This is a genomic window from Burkholderia sp. AU38729, from assembly GCF_020419725.1.
Taxonomy (GTDB): Bacteria; Pseudomonadota; Gammaproteobacteria; order Burkholderiales; family Burkholderiaceae; genus Burkholderia.
This window is the reverse complement of sequence record NZ_JAIZQO010000004.1, coordinates 250,383-268,258: the sequence shown is the minus strand read 5'-3', so window position 1 is coordinate 268,258 and position 17,876 is coordinate 250,383. Positions and strand designations below refer to the sequence as shown.

16 protein-coding genes are annotated in these 17,876 nt (G+C 66.9%); 8 read left to right on the top strand and 8 right to left on the bottom strand.

Translation table 11 applies throughout. The features are described from left to right. Nucleotides 1-153 precede the first annotated feature (153 nt). Nucleotides 154-1,719, top strand: coding sequence for a methyl-accepting chemotaxis protein (locus LGM56_RS13555; protein ID WP_226205070.1), 1,566 nt, complete (start codon nt 154-156; stop codon nt 1,717-1,719). A gap of 476 nt (nt 1,720-2,195) precedes the next feature. After that, on the top strand, nt 2,196-2,726 hold the full coding sequence (locus LGM56_RS13550) for an OsmC family protein (protein ID WP_089429879.1): 531 nt from the start codon (nt 2,196-2,198) through the stop codon (nt 2,724-2,726). 196 nt (nt 2,727-2,922) lie between these two features. Here LGM56_RS13550 and LGM56_RS13545 read toward each other — a convergent pair whose 3' ends face one another. Genes LGM56_RS13545 through LGM56_RS13535 form a run of 3 tightly spaced genes read right to left on the bottom strand, consistent with a single transcriptional unit; the run spans nt 2,923 to nt 5,598 of the window. Further along, entirely contained in the window at nt 2,923-3,744 is an 822-nt protein-coding gene (locus LGM56_RS13545; RefSeq protein ID WP_089459573.1) for an ABC transporter ATP-binding protein, read from the bottom strand. After that, the gene (locus LGM56_RS13540) at nt 3,741-4,595 is read right to left on the bottom strand and encodes an ABC transporter permease (RefSeq protein WP_226205068.1); all 855 of its coding nucleotides are present in this window, start codon (nt 4,593-4,595) and stop codon (nt 3,741-3,743) included. The genes LGM56_RS13545 and LGM56_RS13540 overlap by 4 nt, the downstream gene beginning before the upstream one ends. Nucleotides 4,596-4,605: 10 nt before the next feature. Beyond that, the gene (locus tag LGM56_RS13535; protein WP_226205066.1) at nt 4,606-5,598 is read right to left on the bottom strand and encodes an aliphatic sulfonate ABC transporter substrate-binding protein; all 993 of its coding nucleotides are present in this window, start codon (nt 5,596-5,598) and stop codon (nt 4,606-4,608) included. 347 nt (nt 5,599-5,945) lie between these two features. Between LGM56_RS13535 and LGM56_RS13530 the strand changes: the two genes are divergently transcribed. Further along, complete coding sequence (locus tag LGM56_RS13530) at nt 5,946-7,373, top strand: MFS transporter (RefSeq protein WP_226205296.1); 1,428 nt, start codon at nt 5,946-5,948, stop codon at nt 7,371-7,373. 266 nt (nt 7,374-7,639) lie between these two features. On the opposite strand, the gene LGM56_RS13525 is transcribed toward LGM56_RS13530, so the two are convergent. Then, nucleotides 7,640-9,034, bottom strand: coding sequence for an LLM class flavin-dependent oxidoreductase (locus LGM56_RS13525; RefSeq protein WP_226205064.1), 1,395 nt, complete (start codon nt 9,032-9,034; stop codon nt 7,640-7,642). Next, entirely contained in the window at nt 9,031-10,308 is a 1,278-nt protein-coding gene (locus LGM56_RS13520) for an acyl-CoA dehydrogenase family protein (RefSeq protein ID WP_226205062.1), read from the bottom strand. Before LGM56_RS13520 ends, LGM56_RS13525 begins: the two co-directional genes overlap by 4 nt. 292 nt (nt 10,309-10,600) lie before the next feature. Between LGM56_RS13520 and LGM56_RS13515 the strand changes: the two genes are divergently transcribed. Continuing rightward, complete coding sequence (locus tag LGM56_RS13515; protein WP_226205060.1) at nt 10,601-11,839, top strand: SfnB family sulfur acquisition oxidoreductase; 1,239 nt, start codon at nt 10,601-10,603, stop codon at nt 11,837-11,839. Between the two features lie 205 nt (nt 11,840-12,044). On the opposite strand, the gene LGM56_RS13510 is transcribed toward LGM56_RS13515, so the two are convergent. Further along, nucleotides 12,045-12,452, bottom strand: coding sequence for a DUF3224 domain-containing protein (locus LGM56_RS13510; protein ID WP_089498870.1), 408 nt, complete (start codon nt 12,450-12,452; stop codon nt 12,045-12,047). A gap of 168 nt (nt 12,453-12,620) precedes the next feature. Here LGM56_RS13510 and LGM56_RS13505 point away from each other — a divergent pair, with 168 nt between their 5' ends. Next, nucleotides 12,621-13,265 carry an HD domain-containing protein gene (locus LGM56_RS13505; protein ID WP_226205058.1) on the top strand — a complete coding sequence of 215 codons (645 nt, stop codon included), beginning with the start codon at nt 12,621-12,623 and terminating at the stop codon, nt 13,263-13,265. A gap of 204 nt (nt 13,266-13,469) precedes the next feature. On the opposite strand, the gene LGM56_RS13500 is transcribed toward LGM56_RS13505, so the two are convergent. Further along, on the bottom strand, nt 13,470-14,450 hold the full coding sequence (locus LGM56_RS13500; protein WP_226205056.1) for a helix-turn-helix transcriptional regulator: 981 nt from the start codon (nt 14,448-14,450) through the stop codon (nt 13,470-13,472). Nucleotides 14,451-14,573: 123 nt separating this feature from the next. Here LGM56_RS13500 and LGM56_RS13495 point away from each other — a divergent pair, with 123 nt between their 5' ends. Further along, nucleotides 14,574-15,236, top strand: a complete 663-nt coding sequence (locus tag LGM56_RS13495) for a glutathione S-transferase family protein (protein ID WP_226205054.1) — start codon at nt 14,574-14,576, stop codon at nt 15,234-15,236. A gap of 74 nt (nt 15,237-15,310) precedes the next feature. On the opposite strand, the gene LGM56_RS13490 is transcribed toward LGM56_RS13495, so the two are convergent. Next, on the bottom strand, nt 15,311-16,141 hold the full coding sequence (locus LGM56_RS13490) for an alpha/beta fold hydrolase (protein ID WP_089464154.1): 831 nt from the start codon (nt 16,139-16,141) through the stop codon (nt 15,311-15,313). A gap of 170 nt (nt 16,142-16,311) precedes the next feature. On the opposite strand from LGM56_RS13490, the gene LGM56_RS13485 reads away from it, so the two are divergent. Together LGM56_RS13485 and LGM56_RS13480 are read left to right on the top strand one after the other, a co-directional pair. Then, entirely contained in the window at nt 16,312-16,761 is a 450-nt protein-coding gene (locus LGM56_RS13485; protein WP_226205052.1) for a MerR family transcriptional regulator, read from the top strand. Between the two features lie 176 nt (nt 16,762-16,937). Further along, nucleotides 16,938-17,855, top strand: a complete 918-nt coding sequence (locus tag LGM56_RS13480; protein ID WP_226205051.1) for an acetoacetate decarboxylase — start codon at nt 16,938-16,940, stop codon at nt 17,853-17,855. Nucleotides 17,856-17,876: the final 21 nt, after the last annotated feature.

Below are 17,876 nucleotides of genomic sequence, written 5' to 3'. Positions count from 1 at the left end.
GATTCACGTCGCGTGCAGATAAAACCTCCCCGTTCCCCCCGCCGTTAACCCGTTCGCAGCCCATGCGCCCCGTGTTGCGACACGGCGCGCGTCTTTCGTGATCCGGAATCCACATCCGCTGCTGGCCGCCCCCGGCCCGCGCAAGGGAACGTCATGCGAAAACAACTCACTATCCGTGGTGGCCTCGTCGCGACCATCGCCGGCTATACCGTGCTGCTCGTGCTGGTGGTCGGCGCGAGCATCGCGGCCCTCTATATGGGCAACGGCTCGCTCGAGGCGATGTACCGCGACGACACCGCGTCGCTGCTGCACCTGAAGACCAGCTCCGAGCGGATGCTCGTGCTGCGCGAACGCATGAGCGACGTCGCGCAGATCATCAGCGCCGGCCGCACGGGCAAGGAAGAGATCGCGAAACTCCGCACGCTGCTCAAGCAGAGCAACGACGAACTGGATGCCTATGCGGGGCTGCACGCGCGCAACGCCGACGAGCAGGCGCTGTTCGACACGCTGCTGAATCGCCGTCGGGCGTTGCTCGACGGCGTGTTCCTGAAGGCGCTCTCGCAACTCGACGGCGACGACGGTTTCGGCTTCCTCGACACGCAGCGCACCGCGCCGCCCGCGCTGTTCGCCGCCTACCAGGAGGCGATCGATGCGCTCGAGGCGTTCCAGGTCGCGCGCGAAAAGGCGCGTTATGACGCGGCCGGCGTGCAGTTCCACCGGATCGTGTGGGGGATGGCGGCGGTCGCGGCCTTCGCACTCGTCGTCGGCTTCCTTGCGCAGCGCGTGCTTGCGAAAGCGATCATCGAGCCGATCAAGCTCGCGGTCGGCCAGTTCGAGAAGATCTCGACAGGCGACCTGACCGGAACGGTCGTCGTGCCCGGCGAGAACGAGATGGCCTATCTGCTGCATGCGCTGAAGCGGATGCAGGACGGCCTCGTCGTCACCGTGAACCAGGTGCGCGCGAGCACGGAGACGATCGTCGGCGACGTCCGCACGATCGCGAGCGGCAACGTCGACCTGTCGGCGCGCACCGAGCAGCAGGCCGTTTCGCTGCAACAGGCGGCGGCGAGCGTCGAGCAGCTGACGGCGGCCGTGCGCCAGAACGCGGACAACGCGCGCGATGCGCGCACCTATGTCGAAGGCGCGGCCGGGATCGCGTCGCGCGGCGGCGAGGCGATGCAGCGCGTGGTCGAGACGATGTCGGCGATTTCGCTCAGTTCCACGCGGATCTCCGGGATCGTCGGCGTGATCGAAAGCATCGCATTCCAGACCAACATCCTTGCATTGAACGCTGCCGTCGAAGCCGCGCGTGCAGGCGAGCAGGGGCGCGGCTTCGCGGTTGTCGCGACCGAGGTGCGCGGGCTCGCGCAGCGCTGCGCGTCGGCGGCGAAGGAGATCCGCGAACTGATCGGCCATTCCGCGCAGCGTGTCGAGGACGGCAGCGGCCTCGTCGCGCTGGCCGGTTCGGCGATGGCCGAGCTCGTCGCGGCGGTCGAGCGCGTCAACATGATCATGAGCGAAACCGGCCAGGCGTTCGAGGAGCAGGCGTCGGGCATCGAGCAGGTGAACGCCGCGGTCATCCAGATGGAGCAGACGATGCAACGCAATGCCGCGCTGGTCGAGGAGGCCGCGGCCGCGGCGCTGTCGCTCGACGAGCAGGGCGCGCGGCTGAGTGCGGCGGTTGCGCAATTCCGTCTGCGTGACGAAGCCCTCGCCTGATGCACCGATACGGGCGACCGGGAGCGGGATCGACGGGCCGGCTTGCCGCCAACGCGGTGCGCCGGCGTCGAAGCGGCACATTTCTGGTGCGGACTTCTTGACTGCCGGTGTCGACGCGATCCCTGCACCGGCGCGGTGAAGCACGACGATCGGCCGATCGCCGAACGCGATGCGACGCGGTCTGCGTTCAGGGGCCGCGAGGCAGCACGGCGTCGCCGCGATCCTTGCCGGTCAAGGCGGACGGGGAATTTCTTCAACGTTCTCCACAGGGTTATGCACGGAAATTGTGGATAACTCGAGGAGATGAACGACAGCCGAAAATTGCCGAGCGCGCATGCCGCAATGTGACATCACATCCGGCGAATTGCTTTGCTGGATTGATCGTTTAGTGGCGGTCGCGGAAGGGAATAGCATGAAGCTCCCTCTCGATTGGCCGCCGTATGCGCGGCCAGTCATTGCGACCGTATCGGCCCGACATGACGACACTGAACGACTATCTCGAACAAAAGCGCGACGCGTGGCTCGCGAAAAAGGAAGCCGCCCGCAGCAATCCCGAACTCAAGGCGACCCCGCTGAAAGCGACCGTGCGCGCGCTGGGCCGCAGCGGCGTGCGGGAGATCCGCATTCGCGACTTCCAGGTGATCAGCGACAGCCCGCCCGATTTCGCGGGCTACAACCTCGGGCCGGCGTCGCCGGAGTTGCAGCTCGGCGTGCTCGGCAGTTGCCTGACGCACATCACGCTGATCCAGGCCGCGGAGCGCGGCCTGAAGATCGACTCGATCGAGGTCGAGGTGACCGGCGACCAGCATCCGCTCGCGCAGCAACCGGGGTTCGAGCATGTGCCGGTGTTCCCGCACAACCTCCGCTACACGCTCGATATCGTGTCGCCCGAACCGCCGGAGACGATTCGGGCGCTGCATCAGGCGGTCGAGGCCATCTGCCCGATCTTCAACCTGCTGAGACTGCCGCAGACGATCGACGGCGAGTTGAGGCATACGCACGGTTGAAGTGCGCCGGTGGGTTGCAGCATGTCACCTCGCTGAGTGGTGAGCAGGCGCGCGATACTTCGCGCACCCTGGCGGCGCTCCGATACGGCTGCAATTCCTGCCGCACCGATATTCGATGTCGGATGCGTCGCCCCGGCGCTGAACGCGTGCCGAATCGGGGCCGGGCGACGCCGGTCGTGAATCGGCCGGCGCGAAGTCAGGCTTCGGACGACTGAAGGTCGCGCGTTCGGCGCGTCGTCTCGTCGGCACGATCCTGAAGCTGTTGGAACGCGTCCAGCAGCCGCGCGCGCAGCACGGCCAGCGTCGGGTCGCGCCGATCGCGCGGCCGGGCGACCCCGACGTGGATCTCGTCGTCGATGCGGCCCGGATTGGGCGCGAGCATCAGCACGCGATCGCCGAGATACAGCGCTTCGTCCAGATCGTGCGTGACGACGATCGCGGCCGTCCGGTGCCGCGCGACGACATCGAGCAGCAGCGTCTGCAGCCGCATCCGGGTGATCGCATCGACCGCGCTGAACGGTTCGTCGAGCAGCAGCAGGTCGGGCTCGCCGAACAGCCCGCGCGCGATCGCCGCGCGCTGCGCCATTCCCCCCGACAACGTGGCCGGCAGTTGCCGGGCGACCCCGGCCAGGCCGACTTCGTCGAGCAGCCGGGCGACGGCCGGCTCGCGCCCGCCGCGCGGGCCGGCCGCAAAGCCGACGTTGTCCGCGATCGATAGCCACGGCAGCAGCCGCGGCTCCTGGAAGATCACGCCGGCGCGCGGGGACGGGCCGTCGAGCGCGACGCCGCCCAGCTTCACGCTGCCGCGGTAATCGGTGTCGAGGCCGGCGACGATCCGCAGCAGCGTGCTCTTGCCGCAACCGCTCGGACCGACCACGCAGACGATCTCGCCGCGCGCGACCTGCAGCGGGACGTCGGCGAGGATCGTGCGATCGCCGTAAAGCTTGCGGGTGATGCGCACGTCGAGCAGCGGAGTCGCGGAGCGCGCCGCCGTGGGTACGGAAGAACGGGTGCTCATAGCGACCCCTTACGTGGCGTGGGGTCGAATGCGTCGCGCCAGCCGAGCCAGCGCGACTCGATGCGCGCCATCGCGCCGTCGGTCAGCTTGCCGAGCAGCGCCAGCAGCAGGATCGCCCCGAACACGAGATCCGGGCGGCCGGTTTCGCGGCCGTCGCTCAACAGGAAGCCGAGCCCGCGCGTGGCCGCGATCAGCTCCGCGGCGACCATGAACATCCACGCGAGGCTGAGGCCGGTGCGCAAGCCGGTGACGATCTGCGGCAGCGCGGCGGGCAGCAGGATGCGGCGGAACAGCGCGAGCGGGCCGAGCCGGTACACCGCGCCGAGTTCGACGAGCTTGCGGTCGACGTCGCGTATGCCGGCGACCACCGCGAGGTGAACCGGGAAGAACGCGCCGATGGCGATCAGCGTGATCTTCGGTGCTTCGTCGATGCCGAGCCACAGCAGCAACACCGGCACCCACGCGAGCGACGGAATCGCGCGCAGCGCCTGGAACGTCGGTTCGAACAGCGCGTCGATCCGGCGGCTCAGGCCCATCGCCGCGCCGACGACGAGGGCGAGTCCGGCGCCCGCCGCGAACCCCGCCGCGACCCGCAGCGTACTCGCGCCGACATGACGCGCCACGCGCGTGACGCCGAGGCGGGCGAGCGTGTCGAGAATCTCGCTCGGTGCGGGGACGAGATGATTCGGCAGCCAGCCCTGCCGCACGACGACCTCCAGCAACGCGAGCGCCGCGAATGGCAGCGCGAGGCCCGCGATCCGCCACCGGCGAAGCGGATCGCGCCGGCCGGCGGCCGGCGAAGCGGGGCGGCGGGGCGCGAGCGTGTCGTCGCGGGCGGCGGTGTCGGTCATGGGCGGCAGCTCAGCGCGATGCGTCGACGAGCGGGCGCGCGAACGACGGATCGATCAGCGTATCGACGATCTTCGCGGGATCGACGCCGGGCTTGGTCAGCTGTTCGGCCGTCAACACGGGGGCGGCCGCCTTCAGCGCCGCGCGCTGGGTGTCACCCGGAACGGGATCGCTGAAGTCGTTGCGCTGCAGCTGCAGTTTCGCCACCGGCAGCGACACCTTCGATTCGTCGGCGACGATCTGGGCGGTATCGGCCGGGTGCGCGACGATCCACTGTCGTGCGCGATCGTAGACTTTCAGCACGCGCGTGACCGCCTGCGGGTACTGGCTGGCGAACGCGTCGCGGACGTTCAGGAACCCATAGGTGTTGAACGTGACATTGCGATAGAGCAGGCGCGCGCCGTCGTCGAGCTGCGCCGCGGCCATGTGCGGATCGAGGCCGGCCCACGCATCGACCTGGCCGTTCGCAAGCGCGGTGCGCCCGTCCGGATGCTGCAGGTTGACGATCTCGACATCGTCGCGGGTCAGGCCGACCGTGTGCAGCGCGCGTAGCGTGAACAGGAACGGATCGGTGCCGCGCGTCGCGGCGATCTTCTTGCCCTTCAGGTCCGCGAGCGAGCGGATCGGCGAATCCTTGCGGACCACCAGCGCGGTCCACTCGGGGCGGGAGAACACGTAGACCGTATGGATCGGGTTGCCGTTCGCGCGCGCGAGCACCGACGCGAGGCCCGCGGCGGATCCGAAATCGACCGCACCGCTGTTCAGGTATTCGAGCGCACGATTGCTGCCCAGGCTCAGCACCCAGCGAATCGACGTGCGGTCGGCCTTGAATTCGTCTTCGAGCCAGCCGAAGTGGCGGATCACCAGGCTCTCCGGCGAGTAGTACGCGTAGTCGACGCGGATCTCCGCGGGCGTCGCGGCGCGTGCATGCACCGAAACGAGGCTGGCGAGCGCGGCAACGACGAGGGCCGCGGATTGCCACGCGCGGGACCAGGACAGCTTCATCGGGGATTCTCCGGAAGGGCGGCAAGGTGCCGCGAACGGGAAGGGTGACCGGACAATGTAACGAAGCAGCGGCGCGCCGTGAACGAAGCAATTCGCGATTGAACATGCACGCGGCTGCTAAGCGTGGACGGCGAGCAACTTTATGACGCGGGCCGATTAATTTATCGATTTATATCGCTTGGGATTACGGAATCGGGAGAACAGAATGCGTGCTGCCGGAACGTGATGGCGTCGCGTGTTGGGAAGCGCTCGGCTGCTTATGTTCTCTGCCGGTCGCGATTGAATCCGCCCGACTTCCGGCTCCATGCGGACATCGCCGATCATTCGGCGAAAAACTAAGGAATGCGATGAGTTCGATCGATCTGAACGCCGTGACACCGGTTTCCTCGCCCATTCGTTCGGCAAGCGACGTCGCGCGGCTGATCAACACGGTGGACAGCTCGGTCAGCCATGCCCGGATGATCGTGCTGCTGGCGCTGGGCGGCGTGTTTCTCGATGCGTACGACCTGACGACGCTGTCCTACGGGATCGACGACGTGGCGCGCGAGTTCGGCCTGACGCCGGCGCTGACCGGGCTGGTCGGGTCGGCGATCATGATCGGCACGATCTTCGGCAGCCTGATCGGCGGATGGCTGACCGACAAGATCGGCCGCTATCAGGTGTTCATGGCCGACATGCTGTTTTTCGTGGTCGCGGCGATCGCGGCCGGGCTGGCGCCGAACGTCTGGGTGCTGATCGGCGCGCGCTTCGTGATGGGGCTCGGCGTCGGCATCGACCTGCCCGTCGCGATGGCGTTTCTCGCGGAATTCTCGAAGTTCAACGGGCGCGGCAACAAGGCGTCGCGGCTCGCGGCGTGGTGCCCGATGTGGTACGTGGCGTCCTCGGCCTGCTTCCTGCTGATCTTCGGGCTGTATTTCCTGCTGCCTGCCGAGCATGCGGGATGGCTGTGGCGCGCGTCGCTGATCTTCGGCGCGGTGCCGGCGCTCGTCATCATCCTGTTCCGGAACCGGTTCATGAACGAGTCGCCGCTGTGGGCCGCGAACCAGGGCGACCTGGCCAACGCCGCGCGGATTCTGCGCGAGTCGTACGGGATTCATGCGCACGAAGCGGAAGATGCCCGACGCGCACCGAGCCAGCCGCCCGTGCGCATTCGCGTGCTGTTCCAGCGCCCGTACCTGGGGCGCACGATCGTCGCCAGCGTGATGAACCTGTGCATCCCGTTCGAATACACGGCGATCGCGTTCTTCCTGCCGTCGATCCTGTCGCAGTTTCTGGGTGCGGGCGTGTTCGAAACGATCGCGGCGTCGCTGGCGCTGAACGTGCTGTTTGCGTTTACCGGCGGCTTGCTGGGCATGCGTCTCGCCCATCGCCATGCGTCGCGCCATGTCGCGATCGCGGGCTTCGCGCTCCAGTTCGTCGCGCTCGTGGCGCTCGCGCTGGCAGGGCATCCGCATGGCGCGCTCGCGATCGGCTTCGTGCTGCTGATGCTCGGCACCTGGCTGTTTGCCGAAGGGTTCGGGCCGGGCGCGCAGATGATGATCTATCCGACGCTGTCGTATCCGACGGCGATCCGCGGCACCGGCGTCGGCTTCGGGCGTTCGCTGTGCGGCATCGGCCAGGCGCTCGCGCTGTTCGTGCTGCCGATCCTGCAGGCGCGGCTCGGCACGGACATGTTCTGGGTCGTCGCGATCAGCGCCGCCACGCCGATCGTGTTCCTGCTGATCGTGCGTTATGAGCCGACGGCGCGGGATATCGATGACGACGGCGCTGTTTGAACGCGGTCGAGGTTAGTCTTCCTCAGGGAAACGCGCGCACGGTGGGTGCGTGCGCGCGTCGTCGTGGGTTGCCGCAGCCGCACGTTTCGCCCGCTCGATGGACGAGCGCGGAAGCACAGCCCGCATCGGGTGTCGAAGGAGGAGAGAGGGGTGATCAGGTGGCGGCGTGCTGGGCTCGAGGTGGCCCGACGCACCGGTTGTTGCTCATCGTGAAGCCGGCCGGCCCGCACACAGCAGGCCGACCAGCCGCCGAATGGTCGTCACGCTCAGGCGGCTACCCGCTCGGCATCGCGCTTGACCTGCTCGATGTCGCGATACTGCGCGGCCGGATGCTCGTCCGGCAGCCGCGCCGACCCGCCGAACAGTTTCTCGCGCAGCGTGCCCGGCGCATAGCCGGTCGGATACACGCCGCGCCGCTGCAATTCGGGCACGAGATAACGCACGACATCCTCGAAGGTTTCGTGCGCCACCGCATACGCGAGGTTGAAGCCGTCCACGTCGGTGGCGGCGACCCATTCCTGCAGAATGTCCGCGACGGTTTCCGCCGACCCGACGAACACCGGCCCCAGGCCGCCGATGCCGCCCCAGGCCGCCAGTTCCTCGATCGTCCACGCGGTGTCACCGCCCGCCAGGTGCTCGACCGCCGACACGATCGCATTCGTTTCGACGCGCCGGACGGGATCGTTCGGCGCGTACTGGCCGAAGTCGATGCCGGTCCAGCCGGACATGAACACCAGCGAGCCGTCATACGACACGTACTTGCGATACTCGTCGAACTTGGCCTGCGCCTTCTCGTCGGTTTCGTCGACGATCACGGTGACGAGGTTGTAGATCAGGACCTTGCTCGCGTCGCGCCCGGCGGCCGTGGCCTGTGCGCGCACGTCGGCCACGTAGCGCGCGAGCTGCGGGCGGGTCGGCGCGGCAACGAACACGCATTCCGCGTGCTGCGCGGCGAACGCCTTGCCGGGGCCGGACGCGCCGGCCTGGAACAGCACCGGCGTGCGCTGCGGCGACGGCTCGCACAGGTGGTAGCCGGGCACGTCGAAGAAACGGCCCTTGTGGCCGATCTCGTGCACCTTCTCCGGATGCGTGAACACGCGGCCGCTGCGATCGCGCACGACCGCGCCGTCTTCCCAGCTGCCCTCGAATAGCTTGTACAGCACCTCGACGTATTCGGCCGCGACCGCATAGCGGTCGTCATGCGTGCGCAGGCCGTTGTCGCCGACGTTCTTCGCACCGCTTTCGAGGTAGGACGTGACGATGTTCCACGCGAGCCGGCCCTTCGTGTGATGGTCGGCGGTCGACAGCCGGCGCGCGAACGTGTACGGGTGCTCGAACGTCGTCGATGCGGTAATGCCGATGCCGAGATGCTCGGTCGCCATCGCGATCGGCGCGGCGAGCTGCAGCGGATCGTTGACCGGGATCTGCGCGGCCTGATGCAGCGCGTGATAATTGCTGCCCTTGTAGACGTCGTAGTAGCCGATCACGTCCGCGATGAAGATCGCGTCGAAAATCCCGCGTTCGAGCACACGGGCGAGGTCGGTCCAGTAGTCGAGATCCTTGTATTGCCACGACCGGTCGCGCGGATGGGCCCACAGCCCGGGCGACTGGTGGCCGACGCAGTTCATCTCGAACGCATTGAAGCGGATGGTCTTGCTCATTGGGCGGCTCCTGTTTCTGCGTGCGTGTTCGCGTTTGAACTCGCCCCCGGGCCGTTGCCGATCTGCCAGACGAACGGCGGCGTGCGCCCGTTGATGACCCAGTCGCCGACGATCCGCGCCTTGTAGACGAGCGGATTGTGCGACGACACGGTGCGCGCGTTGCGCCAGTGACGATCGAGCGCCGTCGTGCTGCGGGTCGCCGACGCGCCGAGCGCGTCGAACAGGCGCGTCGCCGCGCGCAGCACGAGGTCCGACACGACGAGCTGGCTTTGCGCGGATTCGATCTCGGCCGCGACGTTCGCATCGTGCTCGGCCGCCTCGTCGCCATCGAAGTGCGCTTCGTAGGCCCGTTGCAGCGGCTGCGCGGCGCGCAGCGCGAGCGCGTCGGCCGCATAGGCCCACGACGCGATCTCGCCGATCACCTGCTGCAACTGCGCGTCGTCGGCCGCGCGCGGGGCGTTGCCGTGGCTGTACACGCGGGTGCGGCGGCGCACCAGGTCGCCCGCGTCGCGCACGATCGCGTGGCCGATGCCGGCCAGCGTCGCGACGTGGAAGAGCTGGTAGAACGCCGTCTGGTACTTGAAGCGTCGCGCGAAGTCGATCACGTCCCGCGCATCCACCGTCGCATCTTCGAAGCGCGTGGTGCCGCTGCCGGTCGTCGTCTGGCCGAAGCCGTCCCAGTCGTCTTCGCGGATCACGCCGGGCTGCGCGGTCGCGACGGCGACGATCACGTCGCTGCCGTCGTCCGCGCGTTGCGCGAACACGTCGATCCAGTCGGCGAACAGGCTGCCGGTGCTGTAGAACTTCCGGCCGTTCAGTACGAGCCGGCCATTCTTTTCGGATACCTTGGTGATGGTCTGGCCGAGCGCCACGTCGCCGGTTTCCGTCCACGCGTTGCCGACGAGCTGGCCGCTCGCGAAGCGGTCGAACCACGTCTGGCGATCGGCGCCGGGCGGCGCGTTCAGCCAGTCCTCGACGAACGCGAAGTGCCCGCGTAATGCCTGCGGCAGATTGGAATCGGCGGTAGCGAGCTCGGTCAGCAGCCGGAACAGCTGCGGCAGCGACGCGCCGGCGCCGCCATCGCGCACCGGCAGCCGCACGGCGCCGAAGCCTGCGGCCTTCAGCCAGCCGATCGCCTCGTGCGGCAGCTCGCGGCGGCGTTCGCGTTCCGCGGTGCCGGCCGCGATGCGTTCGAAGATCGGCCTGAAGCGGCTGGCAAGCGCGTCATAGTCGGCGCCGGTGGAAAGTTCGGTTGCTGCGGGAGACGAAGTCATGCGGTGATCCTTGAAAGGCAGGGCCGTCGATGCCGGCAGGCCAGTATAGGAAGCCTGCTTCGGACGATCCAATAACGGATTCGTACATCGTTATCGTCACCGGGCATTACGCGGGCGAGGCGGCGTGGCGTCGATGCCAGGACGTCGATATCGTCGCTGACGCGCGGTGCATTGCGGGCCGCGCACTGCATCGTTTGTCATGCGAAGGAATATCGTTGTGCGAATCGCTCGGTTTGCCGGCGTGCGCGGCGCTGCTAGATTGAATGCTTCCGTCAATCAGCAGGAGAGCCCGATGTCAGAGACGAGCGCCACGATCCAGGAACGGCCGGCCGATACGCAACCGCAAGCGGCGCACGTGATCGCCAATGACGCGCAGGCCATCGCGGCCGCGCATGCACTTGCGAAGCGGCTCGCGGAAGGGGCGGCCGAGCGCGACCGGGAGCGCCGGCTGCCGCGTGACGAGATCGAATGGTTCTCGCAGTCGGGGCTGTGGGCCATCACCGTGCCGAAGGCATACGGCGGCGCGGGCGTGTCGCACGTGACGCTGACGGAGGTGGTGAAGATCGTCGCGGCGGCCGATCCGTCGCTCGGTCAGTTGCCGCAGAATCATTTCGGGCTGGTCGACGTGATCGCGCTGACCGGCACCGATGCGCAGAAGCGCCATCTGTTCTCGGAAGTGCTGAGCGGCAAGCGGTTCGGCAACGGCTTTTCGGAGAAGGGCACGAAGCACGTGCTCGACCTGAAGACGCGCGTGCGGCGGGACGGCGACGATTACGTCGTCGACGGCACCAAGTTCTATTCGACCGGCGCGCTGTTCGCGCACTACGTGCCGGTGCTCGGCCTCGACGACACGGGCCACGCGTGGCTCGCGTACATTCGCCAGCCCGCGCCGGGGCTGACCGTGATCGACGACTGGTCGGGGTTCGGGCAACGGACCACCGCGAGCGGCACCGTGGTGCTCGACAACGTGCGCGTGCCGGCGTCGCACGTGCTGCCGGCGCAGCGCGTGTCCGACCTGCCGACGCTGAACGGCCCGCTGTCGCAGATCATCCAGGCCGCGATCGACGCGGGCATCGCGCAGGCCGCGCTCGACGATACGCTGGCGTTCGTGCGCTCGCGCACGCGGCCGTGGGTCGACAGCGGCGTCGAGCGGGCGGCCGACGATCCGCTGACGATTCGCGAGGTCGGCCATCTGCACATCCAGCTGCATGCGGCGGAGGCGCTGCTCGAGCGCGCGGCGCGGACGCTCGACGAGATCGCGGCGCGCGGCGACGTGACCGAGGACGACGTCGCGCGTGCATCGGTGGCAGTGGGCGAGGCGAAGGTGCTGACGACGGAGATCGCGCTGCTCGCGGGCGAGAAGCTGTTCGAGCTGGCGGGCACGCAGTCGACGCTGGCCGAGCACAACCTCGACCGGCACTGGCGCAATGCACGCACGCATACGCTGCACGATCCGGTGCGCTGGAAATATCACCTCGTCGGCAACTACTACCTGAACGGCGTGCGGCCGGCGCGCCATGCATGGAACTGAACGCGTGACGATCGTGGTGTCATGGCCCGGTGACGGGTGAGTGCGTCACCGCGGTCGAACGCATCTGCGTGTTCACGAGCGAAACCGGCCATGCTTGCGTCGAAGTGCGATTGCCGGGTATCGGGCAGATGAATGCGGCATGGCGGGCGTCATTGCCCCGGCGCGGCGACACCACGAAGCAGCCGCATCGGCTGCATCAGCCGGCTTACCGAGGCGATTCCGGCAACGTGTAGTCGAAGCGGTACGAATGCAGGCCGTTGTCGATGATGATGATCATCGAGCCGGCGAGCCCCAGCAATTCTCCGGTGCCGGAATCGGGCACGACGGTGATCGACTGCTGCGGCTGCCCGCGCGTCATGGTGGAGCTGTGCTGCAGGACGAAACTGCCGTGGCGGCCGCCCAGCGCGCCTTGCACGGTTTCCATCGCCACATACCCGGCGGAGCCCTGGACGCTGCTTCGAAACGCGAGCATCTCTCCCTGGCTGACGGCTTCCAGGTCGCCGTGATACTGCTTGTCCAGCGACATGCGGCCGAGGCCGGTCGGTTCCGCGACGGCACTCAGGGATTCCGGATTCAGCTTCACTTCAAACGGACCATTGGCCAGCAGTGTCATTGCAGCGCTCCTCGTCGAATTGGCAACCCGCACTATAAGTCAACCGGGTGCCACCGGAGGTAACGGTTTGCCTGACAGGCCGGAATCGACGGCGGATCGGATTGCGGATCGTATGCCGTGCGGCGCTTGCGGCGATAATCGGCATCCCGACCTCGACCGCTTTCCCCGATGACTTTCCCTGCGTTCGCACCCTTTCAGGATCTGGCCAACGCGTTGCTGGCGCACTGGCGCGATGCCAATGGCGACGGCTCGCACGACACGTCGCATCTGCAACGCGTATGGAAGAACGCGGCCGCGATCCACGCGCAGGAGGGCGGCGACGCGCAGGTGCTGTTTGCGGCGACGCTGCTGCACGACTGTGTGGCGGTGGAGAAGGATTCGCCACTTCGCGCGCAGGCATCGCGGCTGTCGGCGGAAAAGGCCCGGCAGGTGCTGAAGTCGCTGGACTGGCCGGATGCGAAGATCGACGCGGTTGCGCATGCGGTCGAGGCGCACAGTTTTTCGGCCGGTGTCGCGCCGAAGACGATTGAAGCCAAAGTGCTGCAGGATGCCGACCGGCTCGATGCAATCGGCATGGTGGGCGTCGCGCGGTGCTTTTACGTCGCGGGCCGGCTGGGCAGCGCGTTGTATGACCCGGCCGATCCGCATGCATCTGCACGGGAACTCGACGACACGCGATTCGCGATCGATCACTTCCGTACGAAACTGCTGAGGCTTTCAACCGGTTTTCAGACCTTCACCGGCACGCGTATGGCGATCGTGCGCCGAGAGCGATTGCAGCGCTTTCTCGACGAGTTTTCCGACGAAATCTGATTGTGCCGATGCGGCCTTCAGATCCCGACGGTGTCCGACGCGCAGGGCCCGATGCGGATGACGGTCGTGTCGACGCGAGAGGATCATCCTGCTCTGCCCGCGAAACCTACGTTGCATTGAAACGCACGACTTCAAACTTGACGAAGACTCAACGGTTCCATTGTTTCGAATCGTCGTGACCACGTCGGTGCGCAACGCGATGCTTCAATCGTCACCTGGCTGATAAAGCGCCTGCACCTGCGCCAACTCGTCGATGAACTGCTCCTTGAGCGCCTGCGGCCCGAGGATCTTCACGTGCGCGCCGAACCCCAGCAGTTTCCGCGCGCCGTGCTCGATCGATTCGATCGGCATCAGGAACGCCTTCCATCCCGGCGGCACCTCCGTGTCGCCTTGTTCCTGCGCGACAGGCTCGGCCTTGATTCGCGCGTTGGCCAGCCAGGTTTCGCCGCGCGGCGACACGGCGATATGGGCGGTCAGCCGATTGAGGTCGGCTTCGTACCGGCCCATCGCGTCGCGCCAGTGCGTCGCGAGGTTGAATCGCGCGGGCCGCTTGAAGCGGCGGCGCGATGCATCGAGTTCGAGGATATTCGCGAGCCGGAACGTGAGTGCGCCGGGCTTGCCGACCACCCTGGCGACCAGGTACCACGCGCCGCCCTTGAGCACCAGGCCGAGCGGTTCGAGTGCGCGGCGGGACGCGCCGCGCCAGCTCTGGTATTTCACGTCGATACGATACGTACCCCACACCGCATCGGCCACTTGACGCAGGAATACCGGCGTTTCCTGCGCGCGATACCAGTCGACGGTGTCGACGTGCAGCCGGCTGGCGACGCGATCGGCATGCTCGCGCGAGCCGGGCGGCAGGCTCGCGATCATCTTCAGCCGCGCGGAAGTCGCCATGCCGTCGAGGCCCAGTTCTCTCGCCGGCCCGGGCAAGCCCGCCAGAATCAGCGCGTGCGCTTCGTGCTCGGTAAGGCCGGTGAGATCGGTACGCCAGCCATCGCTCAACTGAAAGCCGCCGTTGCGGCCGCGATCGCCCCAGATCGGCACGCCGGCCGTGGAGAGCTGGTCGATGTCGCGCAGGATCGTGCGCTCGGATACTTCCAATGCTTCGGCGAGCGCCGGTGCGGTCATCCGGCCGCGCGCTTGCAGCATCATCATGATCGACAACAGGCGGCTCGCTTTCATGAACGACACGTTACCGCAAATACCTGACATGAGGTGTCATGTTTTCGGGCTTATGCTTTTCCGCATTCCCGATCTGTTGCATCGACGCGGGTTGCGCATCAGGACACCACAGAGGATCAAACGATGAAGATCATTTCCGGGCCGCTGAGCATGTTTGGCGCGAAGGTCGAGATGGCCGCGCACGAGAAGGGCATCGACTTCGAGTTGGTGATGGTGCCGTTCAGCCAGCGTCGCGGCTACGATCCCAAACATCCGGACGTGTTGCGGATCAACCCGAAGCGACAGGTGCCGGTGCTGATCGACGGCGATCTGGAACTCTTCGATTCCACGCAGATTTTCGAGTATCTCGAGGATCTGAAACCCGATCCCGCGCTATGGCCGGCGCATCCGGCGGCGCGCGCGATCGCGCGTCAGCTCGAACACTGCAGCGACGAAATCTATTTTCCGCATGTCGTCCGGCTGATGGGGCTGGAGGAGACACCGGACGATCCGGCCGCACAGGCTGCATGCGCCGCGGCGGCGCAATACTATCGGCGTATGGAGCACGTGCTGGCGGATCGCGCGTTTCTGGCCGGAACGTATTCCTATGCCGACATCGCGTTCTACATGGCGCAGTTGTTCGGCGCGCGCAAGGGCGCACCGATGACGGACGAAACGCCCCGCCTGCTCGCGTGGCGTGAACGGATGACGGCACGCCCTGCCGTGCGCAAGGTCGCCGGTGCGATGGCCGGCTATCTTGCGTCGATCGGTGAAGCCGTTCCCGATTTTCTTCGCGGGCACGACTAGCCGCGTTCGAGCGCGGGCAGGAGACGGCCTTCAGATGCAAGGGCAACTGAAGGCCGCACGGGCACCGTCGGTGTTCAGCCGCGGATGAACGCGAGCAGATCGGCGTTGATCGTCTCGGCGTTGGACGTGGGCATGCCATGCGGGAAGCCGGCATACGTCTTCAGCGTGCTGTTCCTCGCCAGCTTCGCCGACAGGAGCCCGGAATCCGCATACGGGACGATCTGGTCGTCGTCGCCATGCATCACGAGCACGGGGATCGTGGTGCTTTTCAGGTCTTCGGTGAAGTCGGTCTGCGAGAACGCGACGATGCCGTCGTAGTGGGCCTTCGCGCTGCCCATCATGCCCTGCCGCCACCAGTTCCAGATGACGCCTTGCGATGGCTTCGCGCCGTCGCGGTTATAGCCGTAGAACGGGCCGGCGGGCACGTCGTAGTAGAACTGCGCACGGTTCGCCGCGAGTTGCGCCTGGAGATTGTCGAACACGTCTTTCGGCAGGCCGCCCGGATTGCTGTCCGTCTTGACCATCAGCGGCGGAACGGCGCTGATCAGCACGGCCTTGGCGACGCGGTCTTCGCCGTGACGGGCGACGTAGTGGATCACCTCGCCGCCGCCGGTCGAATGGCCGACATGAACGGCGCCTTGCACGCCGAGGTGATTCACGACCGCGGCGACGTCGTCCGCGTAGTGATCCATGTCATGACCGTCCCAGACCTGGCTGGAGCGCCCATGGCCGCGACGGTCGTGCGCGATCACGCGATAGCCCTGTGCCAGGAAGAAGAGCATTTGCGCATCCCAGTCGTCGGCGCTGAGCGGCCAGCCATGATGAAAGAAGATGACCTGCGCGTCGCGCGGCCCCCAGTCCTTGTAGAAGATGTCGACGCCATCCTGCGTTGTGACGTATCCCATGTCTGCTCCTGTTCGGTGGGCGATATCGATCCGTGACGGTCCTGCCGTTCGCGAGGGTCGCCAGGCCGGCGCTGCGCATGCAGCGGGGCATCCGCTGCCCGCCTGCCTTGGCGATGCGCTTACTCTAGGTTTAAAGTTAGGTTTAATGTCAACACGCTGGAGAGGCAGGGATGAGAATCGGGGAGCTCGCGAAGCTCAGTGGCCTGACGGCATCGCGGATCCGTTTCTACGAGGCTGAGGGGCTGCTCACGGCTGTCGAGCGCGGCACGAATGGTTATCGCGAATATGGCGACGACGCGGTGTGGATGCTCGAGATCATCGCCGGCGCACAGAGCGCCGGATTCTCGCTGGAGCAGATCCGCCATCTGCTGCCGTTGAAAGCCGGCAACTGGCAGCATGACGGGCTGGTGGAGGCGCTCGAACGGAAAGTCGCCGAGATCGACGCGATGCAGAAGCGCCTCGAGGAGAACAAGGCGCAACTGCGCGTCGCGATCGACAGCATCAAGAACCGGCCGACCGAACTGACCTGCTCGGAGCGTACGCGCTGGGTGATGGACCGGTTGCGCAATCCGGGCGAGGCGTCGACACCCGGCAAGGGCCGTCGCACGACCGCCAAATGATCCGGCGCCGGCACGGCGAGCGCCGGCCAGTCGCTCAAACGCAATCCGACGTGCCCCTCTACTCGGGGCCTTGACCTTAAAGTTGACTTAAATCTTAGAGTGCTTGCTGACGGCAGTGAGTCAGCGGGCATCGGGCGTTGCCTGCCACGGTCGATCATCGACGAGAGGCAACGAACATGGACAGGCGGTTTACACAGGTCGAATTCGGCCCACACAAGGTCGACGTGCCCGAAGGCGGGTACTACGACCGGTTCCGGATGAATCCTGACCTCGACGAGGTGGCGCGCGATCCCGCGGCGGGGGACATCGACTTTTTCCGTCGGATTCCGAAGCGTCAGGTCGCGTCGCGGGTTGGCCCGACCTGGGCGCCGAATTTCTACTACCGTTCCAGCAGCATTCAGCTGCTGTTCCTTGCCCCGCTCGAACGCCTGCGGACCACGCTGCCGGTGCCGCTCGAGCCGCTGCGCGCGCTCCCCGGGTACGGGCTGGTCGCGCTGACCTTCTTCTCGTATTCGGTGTGCGACAACGATCCGTATGACGAAGTGTCGGTCGCGGTGGTGATCCGCCGGCCCGGCGCGACCGGGTCGCACGCGCTCGAGCTGCTCGATTCGATGCGGCGCCGGAGCTTCTTCGCGCACGTGCTCGCGCTGCCGGTCACCACGGAAATCGCGCGGGTGCGCGGCGTGCACGGCTATCAACTGCCCAAGTGGCTCGCCGCTATCGACGTGAGCCTCGGCGCCACCGCCACCGCCCGCATTGCCGGCCCCGGCGGCCGGCCGGACCTGAGCCTGAGCGTGCCGATGCCCGAGCTGACGAACGTCGCGTCGCAGTCGCACATGGGCACGTCGACGATGATCAACCGCATCGACGGCGAATGGCACCAGACATTCGTGCAGACGAATGCGCTATCGTTCGCCCAGCGCCTGCTGCCGCGCAACGTCGAGCTCGTGCGGCACGGCGGCCCGCTGAGCCAGCTGCTCGACGGGCTGGGCGCGTCCACCATCCTGCGTCTCGACGTGGTGAAGGACGCGCAGCTGGTGCTGAACCTGCCGACCCCGTTGAAGGCCTTCGATGAACCCGGAAAACCACGCTGACGCCACGCCACTTCGCGGCAC

Bases quoted from the DNA above. Each gene is read 5' to 3' on its own strand.
- LGM56_RS13555 (WP_226205070.1), top strand. From the start codon at position 154: ATGCGAAAACAACTCACTATCCGTGGTGGCCTCGTCGCGACCATCGCC.
- LGM56_RS13550 (WP_089429879.1), top strand. From the start codon at position 2,196: ATGACGACACTGAACGACTATCTCGAACAAAAGCGCGACGCGTGGCTC.
- LGM56_RS13545 (WP_089459573.1), bottom strand. From the start codon at position 3,744: ATGAGCACCCGTTCTTCCGTACCCACGGCGGCGCGCTCCGCGACTCCG.
- LGM56_RS13540 (WP_226205068.1), bottom strand. From the start codon at position 4,595: ATGACCGACACCGCCGCCCGCGACGACACGCTCGCGCCCCGCCGCCCC.
- LGM56_RS13535 (WP_226205066.1), bottom strand. From the start codon at position 5,598: ATGAAGCTGTCCTGGTCCCGCGCGTGGCAATCCGCGGCCCTCGTCGTT.
- LGM56_RS13530 (WP_226205296.1), top strand. From the start codon at position 5,946: ATGAGTTCGATCGATCTGAACGCCGTGACACCGGTTTCCTCGCCCATT.
- LGM56_RS13525 (WP_226205064.1), bottom strand. From the start codon at position 9,034: ATGAGCAAGACCATCCGCTTCAATGCGTTCGAGATGAACTGCGTCGGC.
- LGM56_RS13520 (WP_226205062.1), bottom strand. From the start codon at position 10,308: ATGACTTCGTCTCCCGCAGCAACCGAACTTTCCACCGGCGCCGACTAT.
- LGM56_RS13515 (WP_226205060.1), top strand. From the start codon at position 10,601: ATGTCAGAGACGAGCGCCACGATCCAGGAACGGCCGGCCGATACGCAA.
- LGM56_RS13510 (WP_089498870.1), bottom strand. From the start codon at position 12,452: ATGACACTGCTGGCCAATGGTCCGTTTGAAGTGAAGCTGAATCCGGAA.
- LGM56_RS13505 (WP_226205058.1), top strand. From the start codon at position 12,621: ATGACTTTCCCTGCGTTCGCACCCTTTCAGGATCTGGCCAACGCGTTG.
- LGM56_RS13500 (WP_226205056.1), bottom strand. From the start codon at position 14,450: ATGAAAGCGAGCCGCCTGTTGTCGATCATGATGATGCTGCAAGCGCGC.
- LGM56_RS13495 (WP_226205054.1), top strand. From the start codon at position 14,574: ATGAAGATCATTTCCGGGCCGCTGAGCATGTTTGGCGCGAAGGTCGAG.
- LGM56_RS13490 (WP_089464154.1), bottom strand. From the start codon at position 16,141: ATGGGATACGTCACAACGCAGGATGGCGTCGACATCTTCTACAAGGAC.
- LGM56_RS13485 (WP_226205052.1), top strand. From the start codon at position 16,312: ATGAGAATCGGGGAGCTCGCGAAGCTCAGTGGCCTGACGGCATCGCGG.
- LGM56_RS13480 (WP_226205051.1), top strand. From the start codon at position 16,938: ATGGACAGGCGGTTTACACAGGTCGAATTCGGCCCACACAAGGTCGAC.